We start from the raw sequence: 22,639 nt of genomic DNA, 5'->3' as shown, positions 1-22,639 counted from the left end.
TTCAGCCGCGCTAATCAGGCTCCAGGCCAAGGCACGATCAATTGGGTGAGTAACCTACAACTACCTTGGGTTCGTAGTATTTAGGCGCCGAGGCTATTTTGCTTGCCAGCTCCGACTCAATAGCTGGGACGGCATCATGGTCAGTCGCATTCATCTGATGAGCGATGAAAGCGAGGGTCTCTTCCAACCCTGGAACAGGCCTGGTGTTAGCCGTTCTATCCCACTCGAACTTCAGCGCGGCATAGGCCTTGGGCAGGTCTCTGGCCAATCCATAGGTGCGAGCCGGCCTGGTTTTGTCTCGTGCAAGCGCGGCAAGTGCATAGCCATACTCCAGCAACCCGTCCTGGTCACCTGTCCACGCCAATTGAGCAAGCCTTCGCTGCTTTTCAACCATCGTGGCGGTTGAGGCCGGGGAGAACAAACGGTCCGCGAGTGCCAATGGATATCCGCTATCAGCGGCTCTTTGACACAGCACTTCAATTTCTGCCGTGCGCGCTACGGCGTTGGGCATCAGTCCCGGGTGTTCCCGGTAGGTTTGGGCGAGTTTGAATAAGGCTCTGGGGTTGCCCGTTTCGGCAGCCTTGGTCAGCCAGGTGAAGTCCTCCGTCAAGGTATACAAATTGAACATGCTTTGTATGTCACCCTGGGCTGCGCTCGCCGTGGACAGGGCCTTAGCCTTAGTCAGCGATTGGCTATCACCCAGCCACATCAAGGCCAGGACATGATCCTGTGCCGCTGCGAGCTTGAGCCATCCCACTGTTCGCGGGAACGGGTAGCGGAACGCTCCGAGTTGGTAACCGCTGCAGATAGCCATGCCGTATTGCGCTTCGGCATCGCCGGCCAGCCCAGGGAACGTCAAATAAAACTCGGCCTCGTCAAAGCGTTCTTGTTGGAATAACGCTGTTCCGATGGCTTTCGAGGCATTGGTCAGTTCGGTCAATGAAGTCTTTAGCGGCTCGGTCAGAGAAGCCTTATGCTCGTTCAATTGGCTGATCAGGGTGTACAGGTTCTCGTAAACTTTTGGATCAATGATCATCTTCAATGCCAGTCATGAAGCACTCAATCAGTGCGAAATCCAGACTATGGAAAGATGTCGGTAAGCCGGCGCTATATATCTAGGGCAGGGGCGATGAGGCGGCATTGGAGGTGATTCAGGTGTTGGGTCATTCGCTCTACAGCGGTGGCGCAATCATGCTGCTCCACGGCATCGGCAATCGCAGTGTGTTCTTCCCAGGTACAGGCCGTATGGTCTGTACCTGGGCAATGCGCAATAGCCAGAGCCGTCAAAGGCACCAGGCTATTGAGGAATTGCGACAGTGGCGCATTCCTCGCCATCGCCGCCAATTGCAGGTGGAATTCTCCCGACAAGCGAAGTGCGGCCCCGCGTTGTCCACGGGCAATGCAGTCACGTTCACGGTTGATCAGTTCGCGCAGTTGGCGTATTTGCGACGGCTTTGCTTGAGCGCACGCCAGTTGAACCAAGGTTATTTCGACCATGCGCCGTGCTTCCAGGATCTGCCGCGTTTGCAGGGCGTGCGGCGCAGCCACCTGGGCGCGTTGGTTGGGGCGCAGGATGATCACTTGTTGTTGGGATAGCTTTGCCAGCACGCGGCGAATCACACTGCGGCTCACACCAAAGATTTCAGCCAGGCCTTCCTCAGTAAAACGACTGGCAGGGGCGATGCGTTGTTCCAGGATGGCGTCGAACAGTCGAGGGTAGATGTCATCCACCGAAGGCTTTTTGCCGCCGACCAGGCGCAGGGGCGCAAGGATGGTTTCGTAGTGCAAAGCGTGAGCATTCATGGCCTGCCTCCAAAAATTCAGCTGCCCAGATGGTCGTCCGGGATATTCAGGCGAATGCCCATGCGCAAGCCTTCCTGAAGAATGTGCCGACGCATTTCGGCACTGGCCAGGGCGCTGTTCTTGTTGCGGATGGCGCGCACCACGGCTTCGTTTTCCCGCAGACGCTCAGCCAGGTGTTCAGGCGAGTTGCGCAGCACTTGTGCGCTTTGCTTGAGTGCGTTGCTGGTTTGCTGCACCACATTCTGGAAAATCGGGTTGGAGGTGAGGGCGAACAGTTCTTCGTGGAAATCGATATAGGCGTTCATGCCGGCTTCGGCATCGCCAGCATCCAGGGCTTCGCGCATGTCCATCAAGGTCAGGCGCAATTGGCCGACTTCCTTGCTGCTGATGGATTGGGCCACCAGGCCCACGATAAAAGGTTCGAGGGTGTAGCGCAGTTGCAGGATGTCTTCGAGGCTGGCATCGGCCACGGCGTCGCTCGATTGCGGCTCGCTGACGCTGGTTTCCAGCACAACGACGCCTTTGCCGGGCATGGAGCGCACCAGGCCGAGTGTTTCCAGCACGATCACGGCTTCACGCAGGCTCGGACGGCTGATGCCCAACTGTTCAGCCAATTCACGCTGGCCGGGCAGCATTTCCCCGCGCCGCCACTGGCCGCGCTTGAGTGCGGCGCGCAGTTTCTCTACAACTGAATTGACGACGGTTGAAGTGCTGATCACGTCGTGTGCTCCTTGAAGTTGCGAATACGAGGTTCAAACTGTTGAAGATCAAAGTGTGGGAGGGGGCAAGCCCTTCCCACATTAAAATTCCTGATGCGCCGGCAGTACCGGTTTCTTGGCCTGGAAGGCATACCCTTGCTGGCCGTCCAGCACCTTGTTGGCGCGTTGGATATCAATGTCTTTCTCCCAGCGCGCAATCGCCACGGTAGCCACGCAATTACCGATCAGGTTGGTCAATGCACGGCCAATGCCCATGAACCAGTCCACTGCCAGTACCAGCACCAGGCCGACCACTGGGATCGCCGGGATCGCCGTGAGCGTCGCCGCCAGAATCACCAGCGCCGAGCCCGGAATACCGTGGGCGCCTTTGGAGGTGATCAGCGATACCAGCAGGATGGTCAGCAAGTCGGTCATCGACAAGGGTGTGCCGGTGGCGTTGGCGATAAACACGATGGCCAGGGTCAGGTAGATGGAAAAACCGTCGAGGTTGAACGAGTAACCGGTGGGAATCACCAGGCCCACGGTGGAGCTGCCAATCCCTAAGTGTTCGAGCTTGCGCATGATCTGCGGCAGCACGGCATCGGAGGAGGCGGTGCCCATCACGATCAGCAGCTCTTCACGCAGGTACTTGAGCAGCGGCAGCATGCGCAGGCCCGACAGGCGCATCACCAGGCCGAGGATCAGCGCGACGAAAGCAAAGCAGGTCAGATAGAACAGCCCAACCAGGCTGCCCAGATGTTGCAGGGAGTCGAGGCCGTAGGTGCTGGTGGTGAACGCGATCGCGCCGAACACGCCAATCGGCGCCAGGCGCACGATCATGCCCATGATGCGGAAGATTACATGGCTCAGCTCGTTGATCAGTCGCGAGATGCCGCTGGCCGCTTCGCCCACCAGGTTCAGCGCACTACCGAACAGCACCGAGAACAGCAGCACTTGCAGCACGTTGTTGTCGGCGAATGCGCCGATCACCGAGTTGGGGATCAGGTCCATCAGGAACTGGCTGGTGCCCTTGATGTGCTGGCCCTTGTCGGCCAATTCGTTCAAGCCAGCAGACGACAGTTGCTCCAAATGAATATTGGCGCCGCTACCAATGCCGGTGCTGAACGCCATGATCAGCCCGAGCACCAGGGCAACGGTGGTGAGCACTTCAAAGTAGATCACCGACTTGAGGCCGATGCGTCCGACTTTCTTCAAGTCGCCGGCGCCGGAAATACCGCTGACCACCACGCAGAAGACAATCAGGCCAATCAGCATTTTGATCAGCTTGATAAAGCCGTCGCCCAGGGGTTTGAGTTGCGAGGAGAATTCGGGGAGGGCCAGGCCGCAGACTATGCCCAGGATCAGGCCAATCACGACTTGCAGGAAAATCGAACGCGAGCACCATCTGAGCATGGGAAGGATCTCTATTCGGTGCCCTGGTGGTTCCAGGGCTTAATTGTTGTGGTCTTACCGGTAAGTCCAGTGCGCGGCCAGTCTACGCTTGGCTTTTTTCAAATCACAAGTAAATATTCGGCGGTCGGCGGGTCCCGGTCTGACCAGTGGGTCGGTAAGTCCGGTGCTTGAGCGGTTGGCGGGGTTTGAATTTTTTTGCGTATCATCCGCCCTCGGCACACGAGGTGATGGATGGACCAATCAGGACTGACCACCGACGCAAAAGGGCATGCCCATTGCTCTTGGCGCAACGCCGCCCCCGAATACCCCCATTACCACGACCACGAGTGGGGCGTGCCGGTGGCCGATGACATCCAGTTGTACGAGAAGATCTGCCTGGAGGGCTTCCAGGCGGGGATGGCGTGGATCACCATCCTGCGCAAGCGTGAGCGTTTTCGGCAGGCCTTCGAGGGTTTTGATTTCCGCCGGGTGGCGCAGTATGGCGAGGCGGATGTCGAGCGCTTGATGCGTGACCCGGGCATCGTGCGCAATCGGGCCAAGATCGTTTCCACGATCAACAATGCGCGTCGGGCCTGTGAGCTGGTAGATGAAACCGGCTCGCTGGCGCGCTGGTTGTGGGCATTCGAGCCCGCCGAGCAAGAGCGCCCGGCGGTGGTGGACATTGCGTACTGGACAGCCAATCCGACCTCACCGGCTTCGGTGCGCCTGTCCAAGGCCCTGAAGAAGCGTGGCTGGACCTTTGTCGGTCCGACCACCATGTACGCGCTGATGCAGGCGATGGGCATGGTGAATGATCATCTGGAAGGCTGCGTTTGCCGCCCGCGCATCGAAGCGCAACGGTGCACGTTCAAGCGCCCTTGAATCGGGCGTGGGAGGGGGCGGCCTCCCGACCGCGGTGTGTCAGACATGGGTATCTACACAACTTTCCGCCCGACGACTATCTAGCCAATGCGCCGCGATCCAAATGTGGGAGGGGGCTTGCCCCCGATAGCGGTGGCTTAGCCAACATCAATGTTTGCTGGGCCGACGTCGTCGCGGGCAAGCCCCCTCCCACATTGGTTCAGCGGTGCGGCGGGTTACTGTGGCAGGGGTGTGAGCACTTCAGCCTTGTCATCCATCACCATCACCACCAGCAGTTTCGCCGGTTGGGTCTGGCTGGCATTGCTTGACTCAAAGTGCCGCGAGCCCGCCGGTTCGTAGAACGATTCCCCGGCTTTGTAGGTGATCGCCTTCTCATCGTTGACCCGCGACGTGACCTGGCCCTCCAGCACATAGGCCACGGCAGTACCGGTGTGGCTATGGGGTACCGTGGCCTGGCCGGGGGCGTAATCCACGGTCAGCATGAGGACTTTCTTGCCGGGCACGTTGGTCAAGGCGTGCTCTTGCAGCACCTCGAGCGTTTCCTTGTTGTACACCGGGTCGTGGGCGTAGGCGCTGAGGGACGCGAGCATCAGCGTGGCGGCGAGTATTCGTTTCATGGTGAGGGTTCCAGGTAGTTCGAGACCGCTTCACCCTACGCCGTAGCCTGCACGCCACCAATGACCAATGCGCCGGAAAAAACCTTAGCCAATCTGCTGGAGGATGTCGCGGACCTTGTCCAGCGCCGGGTCGATGTCCAGGGTTTCAATGGCGCCGAAACCGATGATCAGGCCCGGGCGAGCAGGTGCGTCGTGGTAGAACACGTCCAGCGGATACAAGCCCACTTCGGCCTGGCGTGCCATTTCTATCAGCAGCGTGATATCCACCGGCACTTTGCACAACGCTGCCATGTGAAAGCCGGCCACCGTGGGTACTGCTTCAAACCAGGGTGACAGATCACCGGCCAGGCGTTGCAGGATGCGTTGGCGGCGCCCGGCATAAACACCATGACAGCGGCGGATATGCTTGAGCAAATAGCCTTCGCTGATGAACTTGGCCAGTGCCCATTGCGGCAGGGTCGAACAGTGCTGGTCGGTCAGTTGCTTGGCCTTGAGCACCGCGGCATAAATCGCCGGCGGCAGCACCGCGTAGCCCAGGCGCAACTCTGGCAGCAGGGTTTTCGAGAAAGTCCCGACATAGGCCACCACGCCACGGGTGTCCATGCTTTGCAGGGAGTCGGTGGGGCGGCCTGCGTAGCGGAACTCGCTGTCGTAGTCGTCTTCGATGATGATCGCGCCAAGCTCGATGGCCCGTTCCAGCAGGGCTTCGCGGCGTGGCTGGCTCATGGGCATGCCGAGTGGGAACTGGTGGGACGGGGTCACGTAGATGAGCCGGGTACCCTCGGGAATGTCCTTGACCCGGATGCCCTGGTCGTCCACCGGCACACTGGCGACGCTCGCGCCCATGGCCACGAACAGTTGGCGTGCGGGGCTGTAGCCCGGGTCTTCCATGGCCACGATACTGCCCGGCTCCAGCACCACACGGGCGATCAGGTCGAGGGCCTGCTGGGCGCCATTGGTGACCACGATGTCGCGGTCCAGGCATTTGACCCCGCGGGAAAACGCGATGTGCCCGGCGATGGCACTGCGCAGGGCGGGCAAGCCTTCGGGCTGGCTGTAGAAACCGCTGTGCTGGGCGATACGGCGCAGGGCATGCTGGGTGCAGCGCCGCCATTCCTCCTGGGGGAATTGATTGCGCGTGGTGGCGCCGCCGATAAATTCGTAGCGTAGGATATTGTCGTCGGTGGGGTGGCGCATGGGCGAGGGCAGTGCCGCCCACTTGCCCAGGTTGGCGGCGCAGGCCAAGTCGGTGGCGCTCTGCACGCGGTCGGGCTGTGGCGCCCACGCATTGACGAAGGTGCCCCGGCCAATCTTGCCGACCAGCAGGCCTTCGTAAGTCAAGGTAGCGTAGGTGTCGGAGACAGTTTTGCGCGATATGCCCAGTTGCTCGGCGAGCAGCCGGCTGGGAGGCAGTTGTGCACCGGCCGAGAGTCGCCCGGTGGCGATGGCTTCGCGCAACTGCTGGTAAAGCTGGGCAGCCAGGTCCTTGCGGCCGGTGATGACGAGGTGCAGTTCCATGTTTCATCCTGGGACAGATCGATCTGCGCCAAGGTTACGCGCAAACCGATCCGAAGAAACCCAGGCGATGTCAGGACAGGAAGCCGCCATCCACATTCAGCGACACGCCGGTGGTGTAGCTCGATGCATCACTGGCCAGGTACAACACCGCGCCGGCCATTTCGCTGGGGGCGGCCACGCGCTTGAGCGGGATCTGCGCCAGGGCCGTTTTCAGGATCGAGTCGTTCTTGACCAGCGCCGAGGCGAACTTGGTGTCGGTCAGGCCAGGCAGCAGCGCGTTGCAACGGATGCCGAACGCCGCGCACTCCTTGGCGAACACCTTGGTCATGTTGATCACGGCGGCCTTGGTCACCGAATAGATGCCCTGGAACACACCTGGCGAGATGCCGTTGATCGAAGCCACGTTGATGATGCTGCCGCCGCCGTTTTCGCGCATCAGCTTGCCGGCTTCCACCGACATGAAGAAGTAGCCGCGAATGTTCACGTCAACGGTTTTCTGGAATGCACCGAGGTCCGTGTCCAGCACGTTGCAGAACTGTGGGTTGGTCGCGGCATTGTTGACCAGAATATCCAGGCGCCCGAACTGCTCGCGGATGCCGGCGAACACCTGGGCGATCTGCTCCATTTCCCCAATGTGGCAGGCAATGGCGGTAGCCTTGCCGCCGTCGGCGATGATTGCATCGGCCACGTGCTGGCAACCTTCCAGTTTGCGGCTGGAAACAATCACATGGGCGCCTTGCTGGGCCAGCAACTTGGCGATGGCCTCGCCGATGCCACGGCTGGCGCCGGAAACGAAAGCAATCTTGCCGTCAAGGTCGAACAGGTTGGTCTTGGACATGAGGGTTCCTTGTGGTTGCAATCAGAGCGCGGATTTGCCGATGACATTCAGGCTCATCTGCTCAAGCAATGTGTTCATATGGATGAACTGCGCAAAGCGTTTGTCCTGGGTCTGGCCGTGAAAGAAGCGGTAGTAGATCTGCTGCACAATGCCGGCCAGGCGGAACAGACCGTAGGTGTAATAGAAATCGAAATTGTCAATCTGGATGCCGGAGCGCTCGGCGTAGTAGTCGACGAACTCGCGGCGGGTGAGCATGCCGGCGGCGTTGCTCGGCTGGCGTCGCATCAGTTGCACCGGCGCCGGGTCGGCGGCTTCGATCCAGTAGGCGAGGGTGTTGCCCAGGTCCATCAGCGGGTCGCCCAGGGTGGTCAGTTCCCAGTCCAGCACGCCGATGATCTGCATCGGGTTGCGGGGGTCGAGGATCACGTTGTCGAAGCGGTAGTCGTTGTGCACGATGCTGGAGGTCGGGTAGTCGTCGGGCATTTTGTCATTGAGCCAGGCACGCACGGCTTCCCATTTTGGTGCATCGGGGGTCAAGGCCTTTTCGTAACGGTCGCTCCAACCGCGAATCTGCCTTGCTACGTAGCCTTCGGGCTTGCCCAGGTCGGCCAGGCCGCAGGCCGCATAGTCGACCTGATGCAGTTCGACGAACTTGTCGATGAAGCTTTTGCACAAGGCTTCAGTCCTGGTCGCGTCCAGCCCCAGTTCGGCCGGCAGGTCGGAGCGCAGGATGATGCCGTTGACCCGTTCCATCACATAGAACTCGGCGCCGATCACTGACTCATCGGTGCAGTGCACGTAAGCCTTGGGGCAGTACGGGAAGCCATCCTTGAGTTGATTGAGAATGCGGTATTCGCGGCCCATGTCGTGGGCGGATTTGGCCTTGTGGCCAAACGGTGGGCGGCGTAGCACGAACTCCTGGCCCGGGTATTCCAGCAGGTAGGTCAGGTTTGACGCGCCGCCGGGGAATTGGCTGATCTTGAGCGTTCCCTGCAAGCCTGGGATATGAGCCTTGAGGTAGGGATCGATCAGGCTGGCATCAAGCTCTTCGCCGGGGCGAATCTGGGTCGATTGGTCGTTCAGCGCCATGCTTATCCCTTCTGCTTATTCTAAAGGCCTTGGACTATTTCCTAATCTAATGCGCACCACCGCCCAGCGACAAGGTCGGGGCGGTTTAATAGGTTAGCGTGTTGAAGGGTGATCAGCGTGCCTGATTGGTCATTTTGCGGGCGCTGGCAACGGGACCGGCGTCAGTACAGGGCGGCCGGCAAAGTATTCCACCAGGTTGTCGGCCACCCGTTGCACCGTGTCGTGAGCGGCTTCCGGTGACAGGCCGGCCACGTGGGAGGTGAGCACGGTATTGTTCAGGCGCTTGAGGGCGTCCGGCACCTTGGGCTCATCGTCGAATACATCCAGCGCGGCGCCGCCGATACGCCGTTGTTCCAGCGCGGCCACCAAGTCAGCGGTCACCACCACGCTGCCGCGGCCGATATTGACCAGATAGCCATTAGGGCCCAACGCATCCAGGGCGTGTTTATCGATCAGGTGGCGGGTGCTGGCTCCACCGGGCGTGGCCAGGATCAGGAAATCGGACGTGCGAGCCAGTTCTACGGCAGTTGAGCAATAGGTGTAATCCACATCATCGCGGGGTTGGCGGTTGTGATAACTGACCTCCATGCCGAAGCCAAGGGCGGCACGCTTGGCGATCTCCAAGCCCACGGCACCCAGCCCGAGAATCCCCAATTGCTTGCCCGCAAGGGAAGGGCGCATCACCTTCGGCCATTCGCTGCGCCGCACGGCCGCATCGGTCTGGGGAATGCCGCGCACCAGTGACAGCAGCAATGCCATGGCGTGGTCGGCCACCGAAGGCGCGTTGACCCCGGCACCATTGGTCACCACGATCCCACGGTTGCTCGCCGCCTGCAGGTCTACATGCTCGTAGCCGGCACCGATCACGCAGATGATCTCCAGCAAGGGCAGCGCTGCGATTTCCTCGGCGTACAACCCCAGCGGTCCGCGGGTCAGCACGGCCTTGATCTGCCCTGCGTGGGCCTTGATCGCCTGTGCCCGCTCTGCGGGCGTCGGCGCCAGGATCACGTGAAAGTCGTTGCTCTCGATGATTTGCAGGTATTCGTTGATGGTTTCAACCAGGACCAGGACAGTGTTGGGCATGGGGCAGCTCTTACTGTGGGGTTCGATCCTGGGATTATGCGGGATTTTTGTGGCACTAAAACCGGGGGGCCAAAAGAATGTTTGCCTGGTCGAACAGACGCCTGGGCCCAACGCCGAACCGATTGGCAATCTCGGAGCGGCGCTTCGGTTCCAGGAGACGCCGCGTAGTTGCCAAAGGATTAATTGCTTTCCTGGGCCTTCTTTTGTAACCCCTGGAAGATGTCACGGTAATCGTAGCTGGGAAAGAACTCTGTTTTATAAGGGCCCCAAGCGGTACTTTCCAGCGCCATGTTGAGCGCCACCAGTTTGGACGCGGGCAAGCGCAACACAATGATGTGGCCGATGCCCATGGTGATGTTCCAGCTGACAACCTCTATTCCCGGTGGTGGGAATGACTTGAAGAAATCCTGCTTATGAAGTTGAGCCCTCAATTCACTCAGTGAACGTGATTGATCGTGCCTCAAGAACACTGTAAGTAGCAGTGCATTGTCTGCGGTAATAGCAGCAGTCTCTTTGACGGCTGCAGGTGATGCAGTCTGGGCAATAACGCCGGTTGAAAAAAAGGCGGACGTCAGTACAGTAGAGATTAATAGTGATTTGAGCGGGTTGTTCATAAGTAAAGATCTTCTTTTTTTGAGGGGGAAGTCAGTGATCGGGCACTGCGCGGGAAGTGTTGTTGGATACGGTTAATGGGTAGGGGTGGTTTTTATCGGCCCCGTGTAAGGCGCATGCACCACATAGATTCGTACGTTTTCGTTGGTCTGCACCATGTCGCGAGGTACTTCCCGCGAATAAGTGAATTCCTGATTGTTCAGGACTTCCAGCCGCCTGACGATGCTCCTGTGCGGGCCTTTGTCAGGCACCAGGATATGGGTCTTCCTGTCGCCTGTGACCATGAAGTATCCACCACCACCCTGATCGTATTTCGAGAGACCAGTGTCGGTATAAAAGAATTCATAGCGGTTGCGTTCGGGATCCCACATCGAGATGCCAACCACGCCTGGGTACTTATCCTTGACGTCTATATCAGGCGCACCTTCGATATAAACTTTGGTGGTCAACCATTGGGGCGATGTGCCGAATGCGCGTATATCAGGATATTGCGCTGTCGATTGTGCTTGCGCCACGAGTGGGTTGAGCAACCCTGCAAGAAGTGCGATGGCGAAAAAAACAGAGCGTTTTTGCATGGAGTGATACCTGGCAGATAGTTAATATTATGGCGGTCTTGGTTTGCTGGGTTGGAATATAGACGTGATAAAGGCGGCTCTCAATGCTTGAGTAAACCCTTGTAACAAAAGCTGCCATTAGTAATAAAAAGTAACTTCCAAAATAATATTTGAATGTTATGTAAATAGGCTTTTTCTTGTGGATATTCATATTAATTGATACTTAGGTGTTCTCTCTTTTACTCACGTACAGATACGCCTCTGCTGTTTGAATTCCTCTGCTCCCATGCCGGGCCTGGCATCTTCTCAATGAGAGTTAATTGCCGTTGTCGGGGCCGCAGCGCAACAGTTCAATGGAGGCGGCCGCCCCGCCATTCCTCAGCTAAGTCTTTGCTTATTCGAGAGAATCCCGGACAATCCGGCCCTTGTTATGGCCAGGGCGCTGCCTGTCAGGTTTTTCTGACTCGTCCTGGCCGTGTGAATGCGGAGATCCGACCGGATGAATGATCAGGCCAATAGCGTCGACGAACGCTATGCAACGACACCTGCAACCCTCACAAGCTGGAGCCGCCAGGACACGACCTGGATGCTCGGGCTGTTCGGTACCGCCATTGGCGCCGGTACTTTGTTCTTGCCGATCAACGCGGGCCTGGGGGGCTTCTGGCCGCTGGTGATCCTGGCGCTGTTGGCCTTCCCGATGACATTCTTTGCCCACCGTGGGCTGACCCGTTTCGTGCTGTCGGGCCGTGAAGGCTCCGATATCACCGATGTGGTCGAAGAGCATTTTGGCATCAAGGCCGGTGCGCTGATCACGTTGCTGTACTTCTTCGCGATCTTCCCGATCCTGTTGATCTACAGCGTGGCCCTGACCAATACCGTCAGCAGTTTCATGGAGCATCAGTTGCACATCATGCCGCCGCCCCGGGCGATCCTGGCGTTCGTGCTGATCCTCGGCTTGCTGGTCGTGGTGCGTTGCGGCGAGCAGGTGATCGTCAAGGCCATGAGCCTGATGGTGTATCCGTTTATCGTCGCCTTGCTGTTCCTGGCCGTGTACCTGGTTCCGCATTGGAACGGTGGCATTCTCAGCACCGCCAGCGAAGTGCCGGCCCCTTCGGCGTTGCTTAATACGCTATGGCTGGCGATTCCGGTGATGGTGTTTTCGTTCAACCACTCGCCGATCATCTCGGCCTTTGCGGTGGACCAGAAGCGCCAGTACGGTGTACATGCCGAGGAGCGCAGCTCGCAGATCCTGTCTCGCGCGCACCTGCTGATGGTGGCGATGGTGCTGTTCTTTGTATTCAGTTGCGTGTTGACCCTGTCGCCCGCGCAGTTGGCCGAAGCCAAGGCACAGAACCTGTCGATCCTGTCGTACCTGGCCAACCACTTCGACAACCCGACTATCGCCTTCGCTGCGCCATTGATTGCGTTCGTGGCGATTGCCAAGTCGTTCCTGGGCCACTACATCGGTGCCAGCGAGGGCCTCAAGGGCCTGGTGGTCAAGACCGGCCGCCGCCCGGCACCGAAGACCCTGGACCGCATGACCGCCGCCTTCATGCTGGTGGTGTGCTGGATCGTCGCCACGCTCAACCCGAGTATCCTCGGCATGATCGAGACCCTGGGTGGGCCGGTGATTGCGTCGATCCTGTTCCTGATGCCGATGTACGCGATCCGCAAGGTTCCGGCCATGGCCAAGTACCGTGGGCAGGCGTCGAATGTGTTTGTCGCGGCAGTCGGCTTGGTTGCCATTACGGCATTGGTCTATTCGCTGATTGCCTAAGGCCTGACACAGCCTGCAAGGGCTAAGCAGATCCAAATGTGGGAGGGGGCTTGCTCCCGATAGCGGTGTATCAGTCACCCATGAATTGACTGAGCCACTGCTATTAGGAGCAAGCCCCGTCCCACAGCCACTGCTATYRGGAGCAAGCCCCSTCCCACAGTTGTTTGGTGGTGTTGCTGATGCCGAATTACARYCTGGCTGGTGTATCCGCTGCTTGCTCAASGCCTGACACRGYCTGCRAGGRCRACASAGATCCAAATGTGGGAGGGGGCTTGCTCCCGATAGCGGTGTATCAGTCACCCATGAATTGACTGAGCCACTGCTATCAGGAGCAAGCCTCCTCCCACAGTATTACGGGCATAAAAAACGCCGCGTATCTTGCGATACGCGGCGTCTTTCACATCAACACACCGTTAAGCTTGAATCACCGGGATGTTGGCGCTTGCTGCGATCTTGCGGAACTCAGCGATCTGGTCGAAGTTCAGGTAGCGATAGACGTCGCTGGCCATGGTGTCCAGTTTCGCTGCGTAGCCCATGTACTCTTCGACGGTCGGCAGGCGACCCAGAGTGGAAGCGACTGCCGCCAGCTCAGCCGAAGCCAGGTAGACGTTGGCACCGTCACCCAGGCGATTCGGGAAGTTACGGGTCGAGGTCGACACCACGGTCGAATTCGGCTCTACCCGTGCCTGGTTACCCATGCACAGCGAGCAGCCCGGCATTTCCATGCGTGCGCCAGCCTTGCCGTAGATGCCGTAGTAGCCTTCCTCGGTCAGCTGATGCGCGTCCATCTTGGTCGGTGGCGACAGCCACAGGCGGGTTGGCAGCTGGCCCTTGACCTGCTCCAGCAGCTTACCGGCAGCGCGGAAGTGACCGATGTTGGTCATGCACGAACCAATGAACACTTCGTCGATCTTCTCGCCGGCAACGCTGGACAGCAGACGGGCGTCGTCCGGGTCGTTTGGCGCGCAGAGGATCGGCTCGTTGATCTCGGACAGGTCGATCTCGATGATTTCGGCGTATTCGGCGTCGGCATCGGCTTCCATCAGCTCCGGGTTGGCAACCCAGGCTTCCATCGCTTGGGCGCGACGTTCCAGGGTGCGTGCATCGCCGTAGCCTTCGCCGATCATCCAGCGCAGCAGGGTGATGTTGGAGTTCAGGTACTCGGTGACGGAGTCCTTGGACAGCTTGATGGTGCAGCCGGCAGCCGAACGTTCGGCCGAGGCGTCGGACAGCTCGAAAGCCTGTTCCAGCGTCAGGTCGTTCAGGCCTTCGATTTCCAGGATGCGCCCGGAGAAGGCGTTCTTCTTGCCTTTCTTCTCTACGGTCAGCAGGCCAGCCTGGATCGCGTAGTAAGGAATGGCATGCACCAGGTCACGCAGGGTGATGCCAGGCTTCATCTTGCCTTTGAAGCGCACCAGGATCGATTCCGGCATGTCCAGTGGCATCACGCCAGTGGCTGCGGCAAACGCAACCAGGCCAGAACCTGCGGGGAACGAGATGCCCATCGGGAAACGGGTGTGGGAGTCACCACCGGTGCCGACGGTGTCCGGCAGCAGCATGCGGTTCAGCCAGCTGTGGATGATGCCGTCGCCTGGACGCAGCGATACACCGCCACGGGTCATGATGAAGTCAGGCAGGGTGTGGTGGGTGGTCACGTCGATCGGCTTAGGATAGGCCGCGGTGTGGCAGAAGGACTGCATCACCAGGTCGGTCGAGAAGCCCAGGCACGCCAGGTCCTTGAGTTCATCACGGGTCATGGGACCTGTGGTGTCCTGGGAGCCCACGGTGGTCATCTTCGGCTCGCAGTAGGTGCCAGGACGAACGCCTTTGCCTTCTGGCAGGCCGCAGGCCTTGCCGACCATTTTCTGTGCCAGGGTGAAGCCTTTGCCGGTGTCGACAGGCGCTTCAGGCAGCTTGAACAGGTCGGTAGGGCCCAGGCCCAGTTCTGCACGGGCCTTGTCGGTCAGACCACGACCAATGATCAGCGGGATACGGCCGCCGGCGCGAACTTCGTCCAACAGCACCGGGGTCTTCATTTCGAAGGTGGTCAGGACTTCATCGGTGCCGTGCTTGCAGACTTTGCCAGCATGAGGGTACAGGTCGATCACGTCGCCCATGTTCATGTTGGTCACGTCGAATTCGATCGGCAGTGCGCCCGCATCTTCCATGGTGTTGTAGAAGATCGGAGCGATCTTGCTGCCGAAGCAGAACCCGCCGGCACGCTTGTTCGGCACGTAAGGCACGTCGTCACCGAAGAACCACAGTACCGAGTTGGTTGCCGACTTACGCGACGAACCGGTACCGACCACGTCACCGACGTAGGCGATCGGGAAGCCTTGGCCGCGCATCTCTTCGATCTGCTTCATCGGGCCGGTCTTGCCTTGCTCGTCCGGCACGATGCCTTCACGGGCCATTTTCAACATGGCCAGGGCGTGCAGCGGGATGTCTGGACGGGACCAGGCGTCAGGCGCCGGGGACAGGTCGTCGGTGTTGGTTTCGCCGGTGACCTTGAACACACGCAGGCTGATCTTGTCGGCCAGGGTAGGGCGGTTGCGGAACCACTCGCCGTCGGCCCAGGACTGGATCACGCCCTTGGCATGCTCGTTGCCATTGCGGGCTTTTTCAGCCACGTCGTGGAATGCATCGAACATCAGCAGGGTGTGCTTGAGCTGGGCGGCCGCGACGGGCGCCAGGGTGGCGTCGTCCAGCAGCTCGACCAACGTCACGATGTTGTAGCCGCCTTGCATGGTGCCGAGCAGTTCAACAGCGCGTTTCTTGTCGATCAGGGGGGAAGTGGCTTCGCCCTTGGCCAGGGCAGACAGGAAACCGGCCTTGACGTAGGCAGCTTCGTCGACGCCTGGTGGAATGCGGTTGGTGATCAGGTCAACGAGGAATTCTTCTTCGCCAGCCGGAGGATTTTTCAGCAGCTCGACCAGGCCTGCGGTTTGTTCGGCGTTAAGCGGCTGGGGAACGATACCCAGGGCGGCACGCTCTTCGATATGTTTGCGGTAGGCTTCAAGCACAGTTATTACCCTCATCAGTGGTCCCACGGGACGCTCATCCAGGCATGAACGGCACGCATGCGCTCGGGGGCTTTTTGAGCCGCAAAGCCAGCGCTGCCGTCATTCCTTTACAGAAGCTGCTTTCAAAGTTTTACGCCTGCAGAACGGAGCTGATGAGGGTTGGCGCGGGTTCTGACCTACCGGGTCGAGCCCACGCCAACACCGTTCTGAAGGAACGACTGTGCTCGTGACGCTTTGAAAACAGCTTCCAGCGGATTATTGGCGCCTTACAAGGCCGGGTGATTCTACGGCAAAAAAAATCTAAAGGTAAGTTGCCTGGCCAAGTTTGCTGGGTGATCAACCTTAGACAAAGGGCTAACATGGCGCACTGTTTCGCTGATTTGCGTGTTGTTGACCATGCCCAACCAAACCATCAAGACTCCCTGCGTCGGCCTGTGCTCCACGGTCTACGGCGATCTCGTGTGCCGCGGCTGCAAGCGCTTCCACCACGAAGTGATCCAGTGGAACGGCTATAACGAAGAGGGAAAACGCGCAGTCTGGCGCAGGCTTGAGCAACTGCTGGTGCAGGTCATGGCCGGCAAAGTGGAGGTCTTCGACCCCAAGACCCTGCGCGGGCAGTTGGAGCAACGCAAGATTCGCTTTGTGCCGCACCAGTCCGAATACTGCTGGGCCTACCAGCTGATTGCACGCGGGGCGCGGGTGATCAATAACCTGGAGGCGTACGGCATGGTGCTGTTGCCGGAGTTTCGCGATTGGGCGTTGCCGGAACTGCGCGATGCCATTGATCGGGAGTTCTTTATCCTCTCCGAAGCGCATTACCAGCGCTATATCGCCCCGGGATTCTTGAAAGATGCGCTATCTACCTGACAGCAAGCCCCCTCCCACATTTTGCCCTCTATTGTTCTTCAGGGCTTGGTTGCCAGTTCTTGCAGATGATCCATCAACACCTGCGGCTTGAGCACCAGCACATCGCTTTGCACCGCATCCAGCACCACCTCCGCCGTATTGCCAATCAACGCCCCGGAAATCCCGGTGCGCGCCACGGTGCCGATGATGGTCACTGCCGCTTGCAACTGATGGGCGATGTGCGGGATCAGCACATCGGCCGGGCCTTCCTTGATATGCAGGTGCCTTTCGTCCACGTCGAACTCAGCCTGGAACGCCCGGCACTGCTCGCGATAGCGCGCCTCGATGGTTTCCTTGAGCTGGAAGGTGGGATCCGCCGCCGACAGCATTGGCGACGGGTGGGCGCTGATCACATGCAGCTGCGCCTTGGCCAGGCTGGCGATATCAAACCCGTGGTCGATGATCGAATTGTGCAGCGAGCGGTGTTCGCCGTCGGTGTTGCCCACATCGATAGCCGCCAGAATCACCCCGCCGGCCCATGGCGTGGCGGTCTTGACCAGCAGCACCGGCGTCGGGCAATAGCGCAGCAGTTTCCAGTCCGCTGGCGTCAGCAGGGCCTTTTTCAGCGGGCTGTCGGGAAAGTGTTGCTTGATCACCAGGCCGCAGCCCTCGGCTTGCTGCACATCGATGATGGTTTCATGCAGGCTGTCGTTCCACGCCTGTTCGGTGGAGACGCTGTAGCCGTCGTTCCTTAAACCTTCCTTGAGCACGCTCAAGAGCGCCGAATGCTCATGGTTCTTGTCGCAGACCAGCAGGTGCAGGTGTGCGTCGGTCACCCCGGCGATCAGCTTGGCGCGCTTGAGGGCCAGGCTTTCCGAATGCTCGGGCTCGATGACCACCAGAATGCTGCGGATGGCTTGCATGATCAGGATCTCCAGGAAGGGGCATGCAACAACTATAGTTGCTGCCCGTCAGACGTCATGTTGATACACATCAAGGCCGGTGGCTGGTGGTCTTTGACGGGGTCGGTATAATCGGCGGCCTTTTGTGATCCTTTACCCGTGAGCCCGATGAACCTGCCCGAAATCCATGAATTCCTCGGCTGCCGCACCCCTGACGCCTGGGTGCAGGCTGCCCTTGCCGATCAGGATACCCTGCTGATCGACCACAAGAACTGCGAATTCAAAGCGGCCAGCACCGCCCTGAGCCTGATGGCCAAGTATCACGCCCACGTTGACCTGATCAACATGATGTCGCGCCTGGCCCGCGAAGAGCTGGTGCACCATGAGCAAGTCATGCGCCTGATGAAAAAGCGCAAGGTCGAGCTGCGCCAACTGCACGCCGGCCGTTATGCGTCGGGCTTGCGCAAAGTGGTGCGCAGCCATGAGCCGGTCAAGCTGGTGGACACCCTGGTGGTCGGCGCTTTTATCGAAGCACGCAGTTGCGAGCGTTTCGAAGCGTTGGTGCCGCATCTGGACGAAGAACTCGGCAAGTTCTACTTCGGCCTGTTGAAAAGCGAGGCGCGGCACTTCCAGGGCTACTTGAAGCTGGCGTACCAGTATGGCGACGCCAAGGACATCGCCCAGGTTATCGAGCGGGTGAGGGCGGCCGAGCAGGAGCTGATCGAATCACCCGACATCGAGTTCCGCTTTCACAGTGGCGTGCCAGCCTGAGGCCACGGCCACACCGAGCAAGGCGGTGATGCCGGCCAGCAGCAGGATCACCGTTCGCATGCCCAGGGGCGCTGCCAGCACGGCAATCATCAGGCCCGCCAATGGCTGGGCCAGGTTGTTGAGCAAGGTGATCACACCCACCGTCTTGCCGAAATCCTGTACTGGAATGACCCGTTGACGGGTGCTGCGCAGGTATACGTTGAACATCTTGTCGAAGCCGGTCACCAGCAGGAAACCCACGGCGTAGGCCCAAACGCCGGGGCTGATCGCAGTGATCAGCGCGCCGACGGCAATCATCGAATACGACAGCCCGCCCATCACCTTCAGCGGCAACGCTGAGCGCGCCAGATAAAACAGAATCACGATGGTGACCAGCGCGCCGGCGGCTTGCAGCAGGGCGTAGGCATCCTTGTCGGCGGCGTAATGGCCGGTGACCATCGCGGCCGAAGTGGCCAGCGTCACCCCGACAATCAGATTCACACCGACCGCCAGGGTGATGATGCGTTTCAACTCCACCCGGCTGCGGATGTGGCCGAACGCGGTGCGCAGGGGTTGCAGCCAGATTCCCGGGTGCTGCTCATGGATCTGCAGGTTCACCGTGGTGTTGCGCTGCCAGGCCAGCATTGCCAGGTCTGCCAGCACGAACAGTGCGGCGACACCGAGCACTACCCAGGGCCACGCCCAGACCTCCAGCATCAATGCTGCCAGCAACGGCCCGAGCACCAGGCCGCTTTGATCGGCGATCTGTGAGTAGGACAAGGTCTTGGCGTAGGTGTAATGCTGGAAGATATGCGGCATTACCACTTCGCGCGCCATGATGCCCTGGGTGGTCAATACCCCGCACACGGCGGACAGGATCACCAACCAATGGATACCGTCGAACAGTCCATACAGCCCCACCGCTGCCACACAGGCCAACGCCCGATACACCTGGCTGATATGCAGGATACGTACAGGCGAAAACCTGTCGCAGAGCGCTCCGCACACCGGAAACGCCAGGTAGCGCGGCAGCGACTCGACAAAAAACGCCAGGCCCGCCAATGACGCGCTATTGGTGGTCTGGAACACGATCAGCGGCACAATGAACAACAGGATCTGGTCGCCCAACCGTGACAGGAACAGCGAAACGAAGAACGCCAGGTAATCCTTGCGCATGGAACTCCCTGTGAATGACGTAAAAGATTGCAGGTTATTTGTTAAAAACTCTTAAAAGCATGAAGCTTCGTCGGTGCGTACTGGCCAGCGGCTTCTGTTGGCCAGCTTGCCACCTATAATGCCCACACTTCAATCCGCCTATCCACACTGAGAACTTATGGAAAACCTGGGTCTGGGCAAGGTCCTGCTCGTTGAGGACGATGAGAAGCTGGCAGGGCTGATCGCACATTTTCTATCGCAACATGGTTTTGAGGTACGGGTGGTCCACCGGGGCGATAAAGCCTTGGCGGCGTTCATTGAGTTCAAGCCAAAGATTGTCGTGCTCGACTTGATGCTGCCGGGCCAGAGCGGGTTGCATGTATGCCGCGAGATTCGCAATGTGTCGGATACGCCCATCGTGATCCTCACCGCCAAGGAAGATGACCTGGACCATATCCTCGGCCTTGAGTCCGGCGCTGACGATTACGTGATCAAGCCGATCAAGCCGCCGGTGCTGCTGGCGCGTTTGCGCGCCTTGCAACGCCGCCAAGTGCCCGAACCCACGGTACGCGGTGCCCTGGAGTTCGGCCGCTTGTCGATCGATCGCAGTTGCCGGGTGGTCAGCCTGGGTGGCGAGAACATTGACCTCACCACCATGGAGTTCGAGCTGCTGTGGTTGCTGGCCAGCAGCTCGGGCAAGATTCTTTCGCGCGATGACATCCTCAATCGCATGCGCGGCATTGCCTTCGACGGCCTCAATCGCAGCGTCGACGTCTATATCAGCAAATTGCGCGGCAAGCTCAACGACAACCCCCGCGAGCCGGTTTGCATCAAGACCATCTGGGGCAAGGGCTACCTGTTCAATCCGTTCGCGTGGGAGGCCTAGATGCTGCGATTGTATCTGCGCCTCTATGTCATCCTCGCGCTCGGCCTGGCCGGGTCGATCTGGCTGGTCAACTACGGCCTGGACGCGTACATGCCAGAGTCCAACGAGACCTATAACCGTGAAGCCCTGCGCGGCCCGGCCTGGGCTTTGGTGGAGCAACTGCTGCCGGTGCAGGGTGAAGCGCGCCAGGCACGCCTGGACGAGCTGCAACCGCATTATGGCTTGCGCCTGAAACTGGTGCCGCGTGACGCCCAGCACCTGAGCGAGCGCGAACAGAAGCTTCTGGCCAATGACCAGGTGGTGGTGCGCGAGGACTTCATGAAGTTCCTGGCGCCTATCGACGACGGCCCGCAATTGCTCGAGATCCAACTGCCGGAAGAGCCCAAATGGCTGTACCTGTGGGCCTATGGATTCCTCGGCGTGAGTTTGGCCATCGTTCTGTATTTCTGGGTGCGTCCGCACTGGCGCGACCTGGAGCACATCCGCCTGGCCGCGCAGCGCTTTGGCGACAACGACCTCGGTTCGCGCATCCTGCTGCCGAGTCGTTCCACCGTGCGCGAACTGGCCGGGCACTTCAACCAGATGGCCGAGCGCATCGAAAGCCTGATCGCCAACCAGCGCGAGCTGACCAACGCCGTGTCCCATGAATTGCGCACACCCATTGCGCGCTTGTCGTTCGAGCTCGATCAACTCAGGCAGCAAAGCGACCCACGCCAGAGCCGTGAGCTGATCAGCGATATGTATTCCGACCTGGGCGAGCTGGAGGAAATGGTCTCCGAGCTGCTGACCTATGCCAGCCTGGAGCGTGGCGCCACCCAGGTGACCCGCGAGAATATCGAGGCCCACAGCTGGCTCGACAGCGTCATCGGCAGCGTGGCCCTGGAGGCCGAGGCGGAAGGGGTGCAGTTGTCGCTGCGCACCTGTGAGGTCGACTTTATCCGGATCGAGCCACGCTTTATGGCGCGCGCAGTGATCAACCTGTTGCGCAACGCCATTCGTTATGCCGACCGCCGTGTGGAAGTGTCGCTGGTCAAGTTCGGCAGCGGTTACGAAGTGCGGGTCAATGACGACGGCCCGGGCGTACCGCTGGAAGGCCGCACCAAGATCTTCGAACCCTTCCTGCGCCTCGACACCAGCCGCGACCGCCGCACCGGCGGGTTTGGCCTGGGGCTGGCGCTGGTCAAGCGCGTGAGCCAATGGCATGGCGGGCAGGTGCAAGTGCTGGATTCGGAGTGGGGCGGGGCGTCATTCCGGATGACCTGGGCTTATGCCGAGTAACACCTTTTGAATACTATGCAGGCCAAATGTGGGAGGGGGCTTGCTCCCGGTGGCGGTAAGTCAGTGACAGATGTCTAGCTGACCCACCGCCATCGGGAGCAAGCCCCCTCCTACAATTTGATTGGGTTACCAACTTGAATCAGAAGGTGTATTCCACCATCCCCATCACCGACGTCTGCAAGCGCCGCTCCACAATCGGGCTCTTGCCCGCTTTATCCGCCAGGTACTGCACATCCAGCAAGGTGGAGAACTGAGTGTGCTCGTTGATCGGTAAGCTCCACACCAGGTTCATACCATTGCTGATATTGCCGCCTGTGGCCTTATATTCCTTGAAGCGGCTGCGGGCGGCCTGGCCAGTGGTCACGCCGTACCAGGTCTGCAGGTAGTCGCGGTCGCCGAAATGGCTGTTGAGGCTGGCATCGACGGAACCGAAGCGGCCTTCATACAGGTTGGTGCCCAGGTTCAGCTCCAGGTGGGTGTAGGCCTTGCCGGTGTCTTTGTGGTCATCTTCCTTGAGCGCGTGTTCCAGGCTGGCGCCGATGATCACGCCACCGAGGTTATAGGCCGCGCTCACTCCCAGTTGCGGGCGTGATTTGATCTCGCCCATGCCTTTGAGGCGTTTGGAGCCGGCGTGCATGCTTTGGTTTTTATCTTTACGAGAATCGCTTGCGCCGACGTAGGCGCTGAGGCTCAAGGCATTGCCTTCATAGCCCCAGCCCAGCCCCGTGTCGGTGTCGAGGAAGATGCCCCAGGGGCTGATGATTTTGCCGCCCAGCACGGGGGCTGTCATGCGTTCGTCACTACCGCTGTAGCGCGGCGCATTGGCTACGCCGGCCTTGAGGCTGTATTGCCAGTCTTCGGCCAGGGCCGTGCCGGCAGTGGCCAGCAGGCACAAGGAGGTGAATGACAGGCACAGGTTCTTTGGGTACATCAGGG

Annotated in this window: 21 protein-coding genes; 6 read left to right on the top strand and 15 right to left on the bottom strand. The window is 59.6% G+C overall.

The genetic code is table 11. The features are described 5' to 3' along the window. Positions 1-37: 37 nt before the first annotated feature. From ASD70_RS08410 to ASD70_RS08395, 4 genes are all read right to left on the bottom strand, one after another. A complete protein-coding gene (locus ASD70_RS08410) occupies positions 38-1,042 on the bottom strand; it encodes a tetratricopeptide repeat protein (RefSeq protein ID WP_156382913.1) in 1,005 nt (334 codons plus the stop codon). A gap of 65 nt (positions 1,043-1,107) precedes the next feature. Beyond that, entirely contained in the window at positions 1,108-1,803 is a 696-nt protein-coding gene (locus tag ASD70_RS08405) for a GntR family transcriptional regulator (protein WP_046068393.1), read from the bottom strand. 17 nt (positions 1,804-1,820) lie between these two features. Continuing rightward, complete coding sequence (locus tag ASD70_RS08400; protein WP_046068392.1) at positions 1,821-2,522, bottom strand: FadR/GntR family transcriptional regulator; 702 nt, start codon at positions 2,520-2,522, stop codon at positions 1,821-1,823. 81 nt (positions 2,523-2,603) lie between these two features. Further along, entirely contained in the window at positions 2,604-3,914 is a 1,311-nt protein-coding gene (locus ASD70_RS08395; RefSeq protein WP_043051317.1) for a C4-dicarboxylate transporter DctA, read from the bottom strand. Between the two features lie 231 nt (positions 3,915-4,145). Between ASD70_RS08395 and ASD70_RS08390 the strand changes: the two genes are divergently transcribed. Next, entirely contained in the window at positions 4,146-4,775 is a 630-nt protein-coding gene (locus ASD70_RS08390; protein WP_046068391.1) for a DNA-3-methyladenine glycosylase I, read from the top strand. A gap of 215 nt (positions 4,776-4,990) precedes the next feature. Here ASD70_RS08390 and ASD70_RS08385 read toward each other — a convergent pair whose 3' ends face one another. The 7 genes from ASD70_RS08385 to ASD70_RS08355 all read right to left on the bottom strand — a co-directional run bounded on the left by ASD70_RS08385 (position 4,991) and on the right by ASD70_RS08355 (position 11,107). Next, positions 4,991-5,392, bottom strand: a complete 402-nt coding sequence (locus tag ASD70_RS08385) for a cupin domain-containing protein (protein WP_046068390.1) — start codon at positions 5,390-5,392, stop codon at positions 4,991-4,993. Between the two features lie 84 nt (positions 5,393-5,476). Then, positions 5,477-6,910: a MocR-like pyridoxine biosynthesis transcription factor PdxR gene (pdxR, locus tag ASD70_RS08380; RefSeq protein WP_056846182.1), complete on the bottom strand. Its 1,434-nt coding sequence runs from the start codon at positions 6,908-6,910 to the stop codon at positions 5,477-5,479. Positions 6,911-6,980: 70 nt separating this feature from the next. Beyond that, complete coding sequence (locus tag ASD70_RS08375) at positions 6,981-7,748, bottom strand: SDR family oxidoreductase (RefSeq protein ID WP_043050946.1); 768 nt, start codon at positions 7,746-7,748, stop codon at positions 6,981-6,983. 21 nt (positions 7,749-7,769) lie between these two features. After that, positions 7,770-8,837, bottom strand: a complete 1,068-nt coding sequence (locus ASD70_RS08370; protein WP_056846181.1) for a phosphotransferase family protein — start codon at positions 8,835-8,837, stop codon at positions 7,770-7,772. Positions 8,838-8,966: 129 nt separating this feature from the next. Then, complete coding sequence (locus ASD70_RS08365; RefSeq protein WP_056846180.1) at positions 8,967-9,920, bottom strand: 2-hydroxyacid dehydrogenase; 954 nt, start codon at positions 9,918-9,920, stop codon at positions 8,967-8,969. A 179-nt stretch (positions 9,921-10,099) separates the two neighbouring features. Next, entirely contained in the window at positions 10,100-10,534 is a 435-nt protein-coding gene (locus tag ASD70_RS08360; RefSeq protein WP_046068386.1) for a hypothetical protein, read from the bottom strand. A 72-nt stretch (positions 10,535-10,606) separates the two neighbouring features. Further along, complete coding sequence (locus ASD70_RS08355) at positions 10,607-11,107, bottom strand: DUF4822 domain-containing protein (protein ID WP_056846179.1); 501 nt, start codon at positions 11,105-11,107, stop codon at positions 10,607-10,609. A 478-nt stretch (positions 11,108-11,585) separates the two neighbouring features. Here ASD70_RS08355 and ASD70_RS08350 point away from each other — a divergent pair, with 478 nt between their 5' ends. Continuing rightward, positions 11,586-12,863: a serine/threonine transporter gene (locus ASD70_RS08350; RefSeq protein WP_056846178.1), complete on the top strand. Its 1,278-nt coding sequence runs from the start codon at positions 11,586-11,588 to the stop codon at positions 12,861-12,863. A 413-nt stretch (positions 12,864-13,276) separates the two neighbouring features. Here ASD70_RS08350 and acnB read toward each other — a convergent pair whose 3' ends face one another. After that, positions 13,277-15,886 (bottom strand): bifunctional aconitate hydratase 2/2-methylisocitrate dehydratase, encoded by a 2,610-nt coding sequence (acnB, locus tag ASD70_RS08345; protein WP_056846177.1) that lies wholly within the window; start codon positions 15,884-15,886, stop codon positions 13,277-13,279. A gap of 396 nt (positions 15,887-16,282) precedes the next feature. On the opposite strand from acnB, the gene ASD70_RS08340 reads away from it, so the two are divergent. Further along, the gene (locus ASD70_RS08340) at positions 16,283-16,753 is read left to right on the top strand and encodes a DUF1289 domain-containing protein (protein ID WP_056846176.1); all 471 of its coding nucleotides are present in this window, start codon (positions 16,283-16,285) and stop codon (positions 16,751-16,753) included. A gap of 38 nt (positions 16,754-16,791) precedes the next feature. Here ASD70_RS08340 and ASD70_RS08335 read toward each other — a convergent pair whose 3' ends face one another. Continuing rightward, positions 16,792-17,655 carry a universal stress protein gene (locus ASD70_RS08335; protein ID WP_056846175.1) on the bottom strand — a complete coding sequence of 288 codons (864 nt, stop codon included), beginning with the start codon at positions 17,653-17,655 and terminating at the stop codon, positions 16,792-16,794. Between the two features lie 147 nt (positions 17,656-17,802). Between ASD70_RS08335 and ASD70_RS08330 the strand changes: the two genes are divergently transcribed. Continuing rightward, entirely contained in the window at positions 17,803-18,405 is a 603-nt protein-coding gene (locus ASD70_RS08330; protein ID WP_056846174.1) for a tRNA-(ms[2]io[6]A)-hydroxylase, read from the top strand. Here ASD70_RS08330 and ASD70_RS08325 read toward each other — a convergent pair. After that, positions 18,361-19,560, bottom strand: a complete 1,200-nt coding sequence (locus ASD70_RS08325) for an MFS transporter (RefSeq protein WP_046068380.1) — start codon at positions 19,558-19,560, stop codon at positions 18,361-18,363. The two genes, ASD70_RS08330 and ASD70_RS08325, sit on opposite strands and share 45 nt — an antisense overlap. Positions 19,561-19,717: 157 nt before the next feature. Between ASD70_RS08325 and ASD70_RS08320 the strand changes: the two genes are divergently transcribed. Together ASD70_RS08320 and ASD70_RS08315 are read left to right on the top strand one after the other, a co-directional pair. Beyond that, complete coding sequence (locus ASD70_RS08320; protein ID WP_043050936.1) at positions 19,718-20,425, top strand: response regulator; 708 nt, start codon at positions 19,718-19,720, stop codon at positions 20,423-20,425. Then, on the top strand, positions 20,426-21,703 hold the full coding sequence (locus ASD70_RS08315; RefSeq protein WP_056846173.1) for an ATP-binding protein: 1,278 nt from the start codon (positions 20,426-20,428) through the stop codon (positions 21,701-21,703). A 139-nt stretch (positions 21,704-21,842) separates the two neighbouring features. Here the strand turns inward: ASD70_RS08315 and ASD70_RS08310 are convergent, their stop codons facing one another. Next, complete coding sequence (locus ASD70_RS08310; protein ID WP_056846172.1) at positions 21,843-22,634, bottom strand: MipA/OmpV family protein; 792 nt, start codon at positions 22,632-22,634, stop codon at positions 21,843-21,845. Positions 22,635-22,639 lie beyond the last annotated feature (5 nt).

It is taken from the genome of Pseudomonas sp. Root569, from assembly GCF_001427465.1.
Taxonomy (GTDB): Bacteria; Pseudomonadota; Gammaproteobacteria; order Pseudomonadales; family Pseudomonadaceae; genus Aquipseudomonas; species Aquipseudomonas synxantha.
Note: the sequence above shows the minus strand (reverse complement) of the source record. Positions and strands in the feature narration are given on the sequence as shown.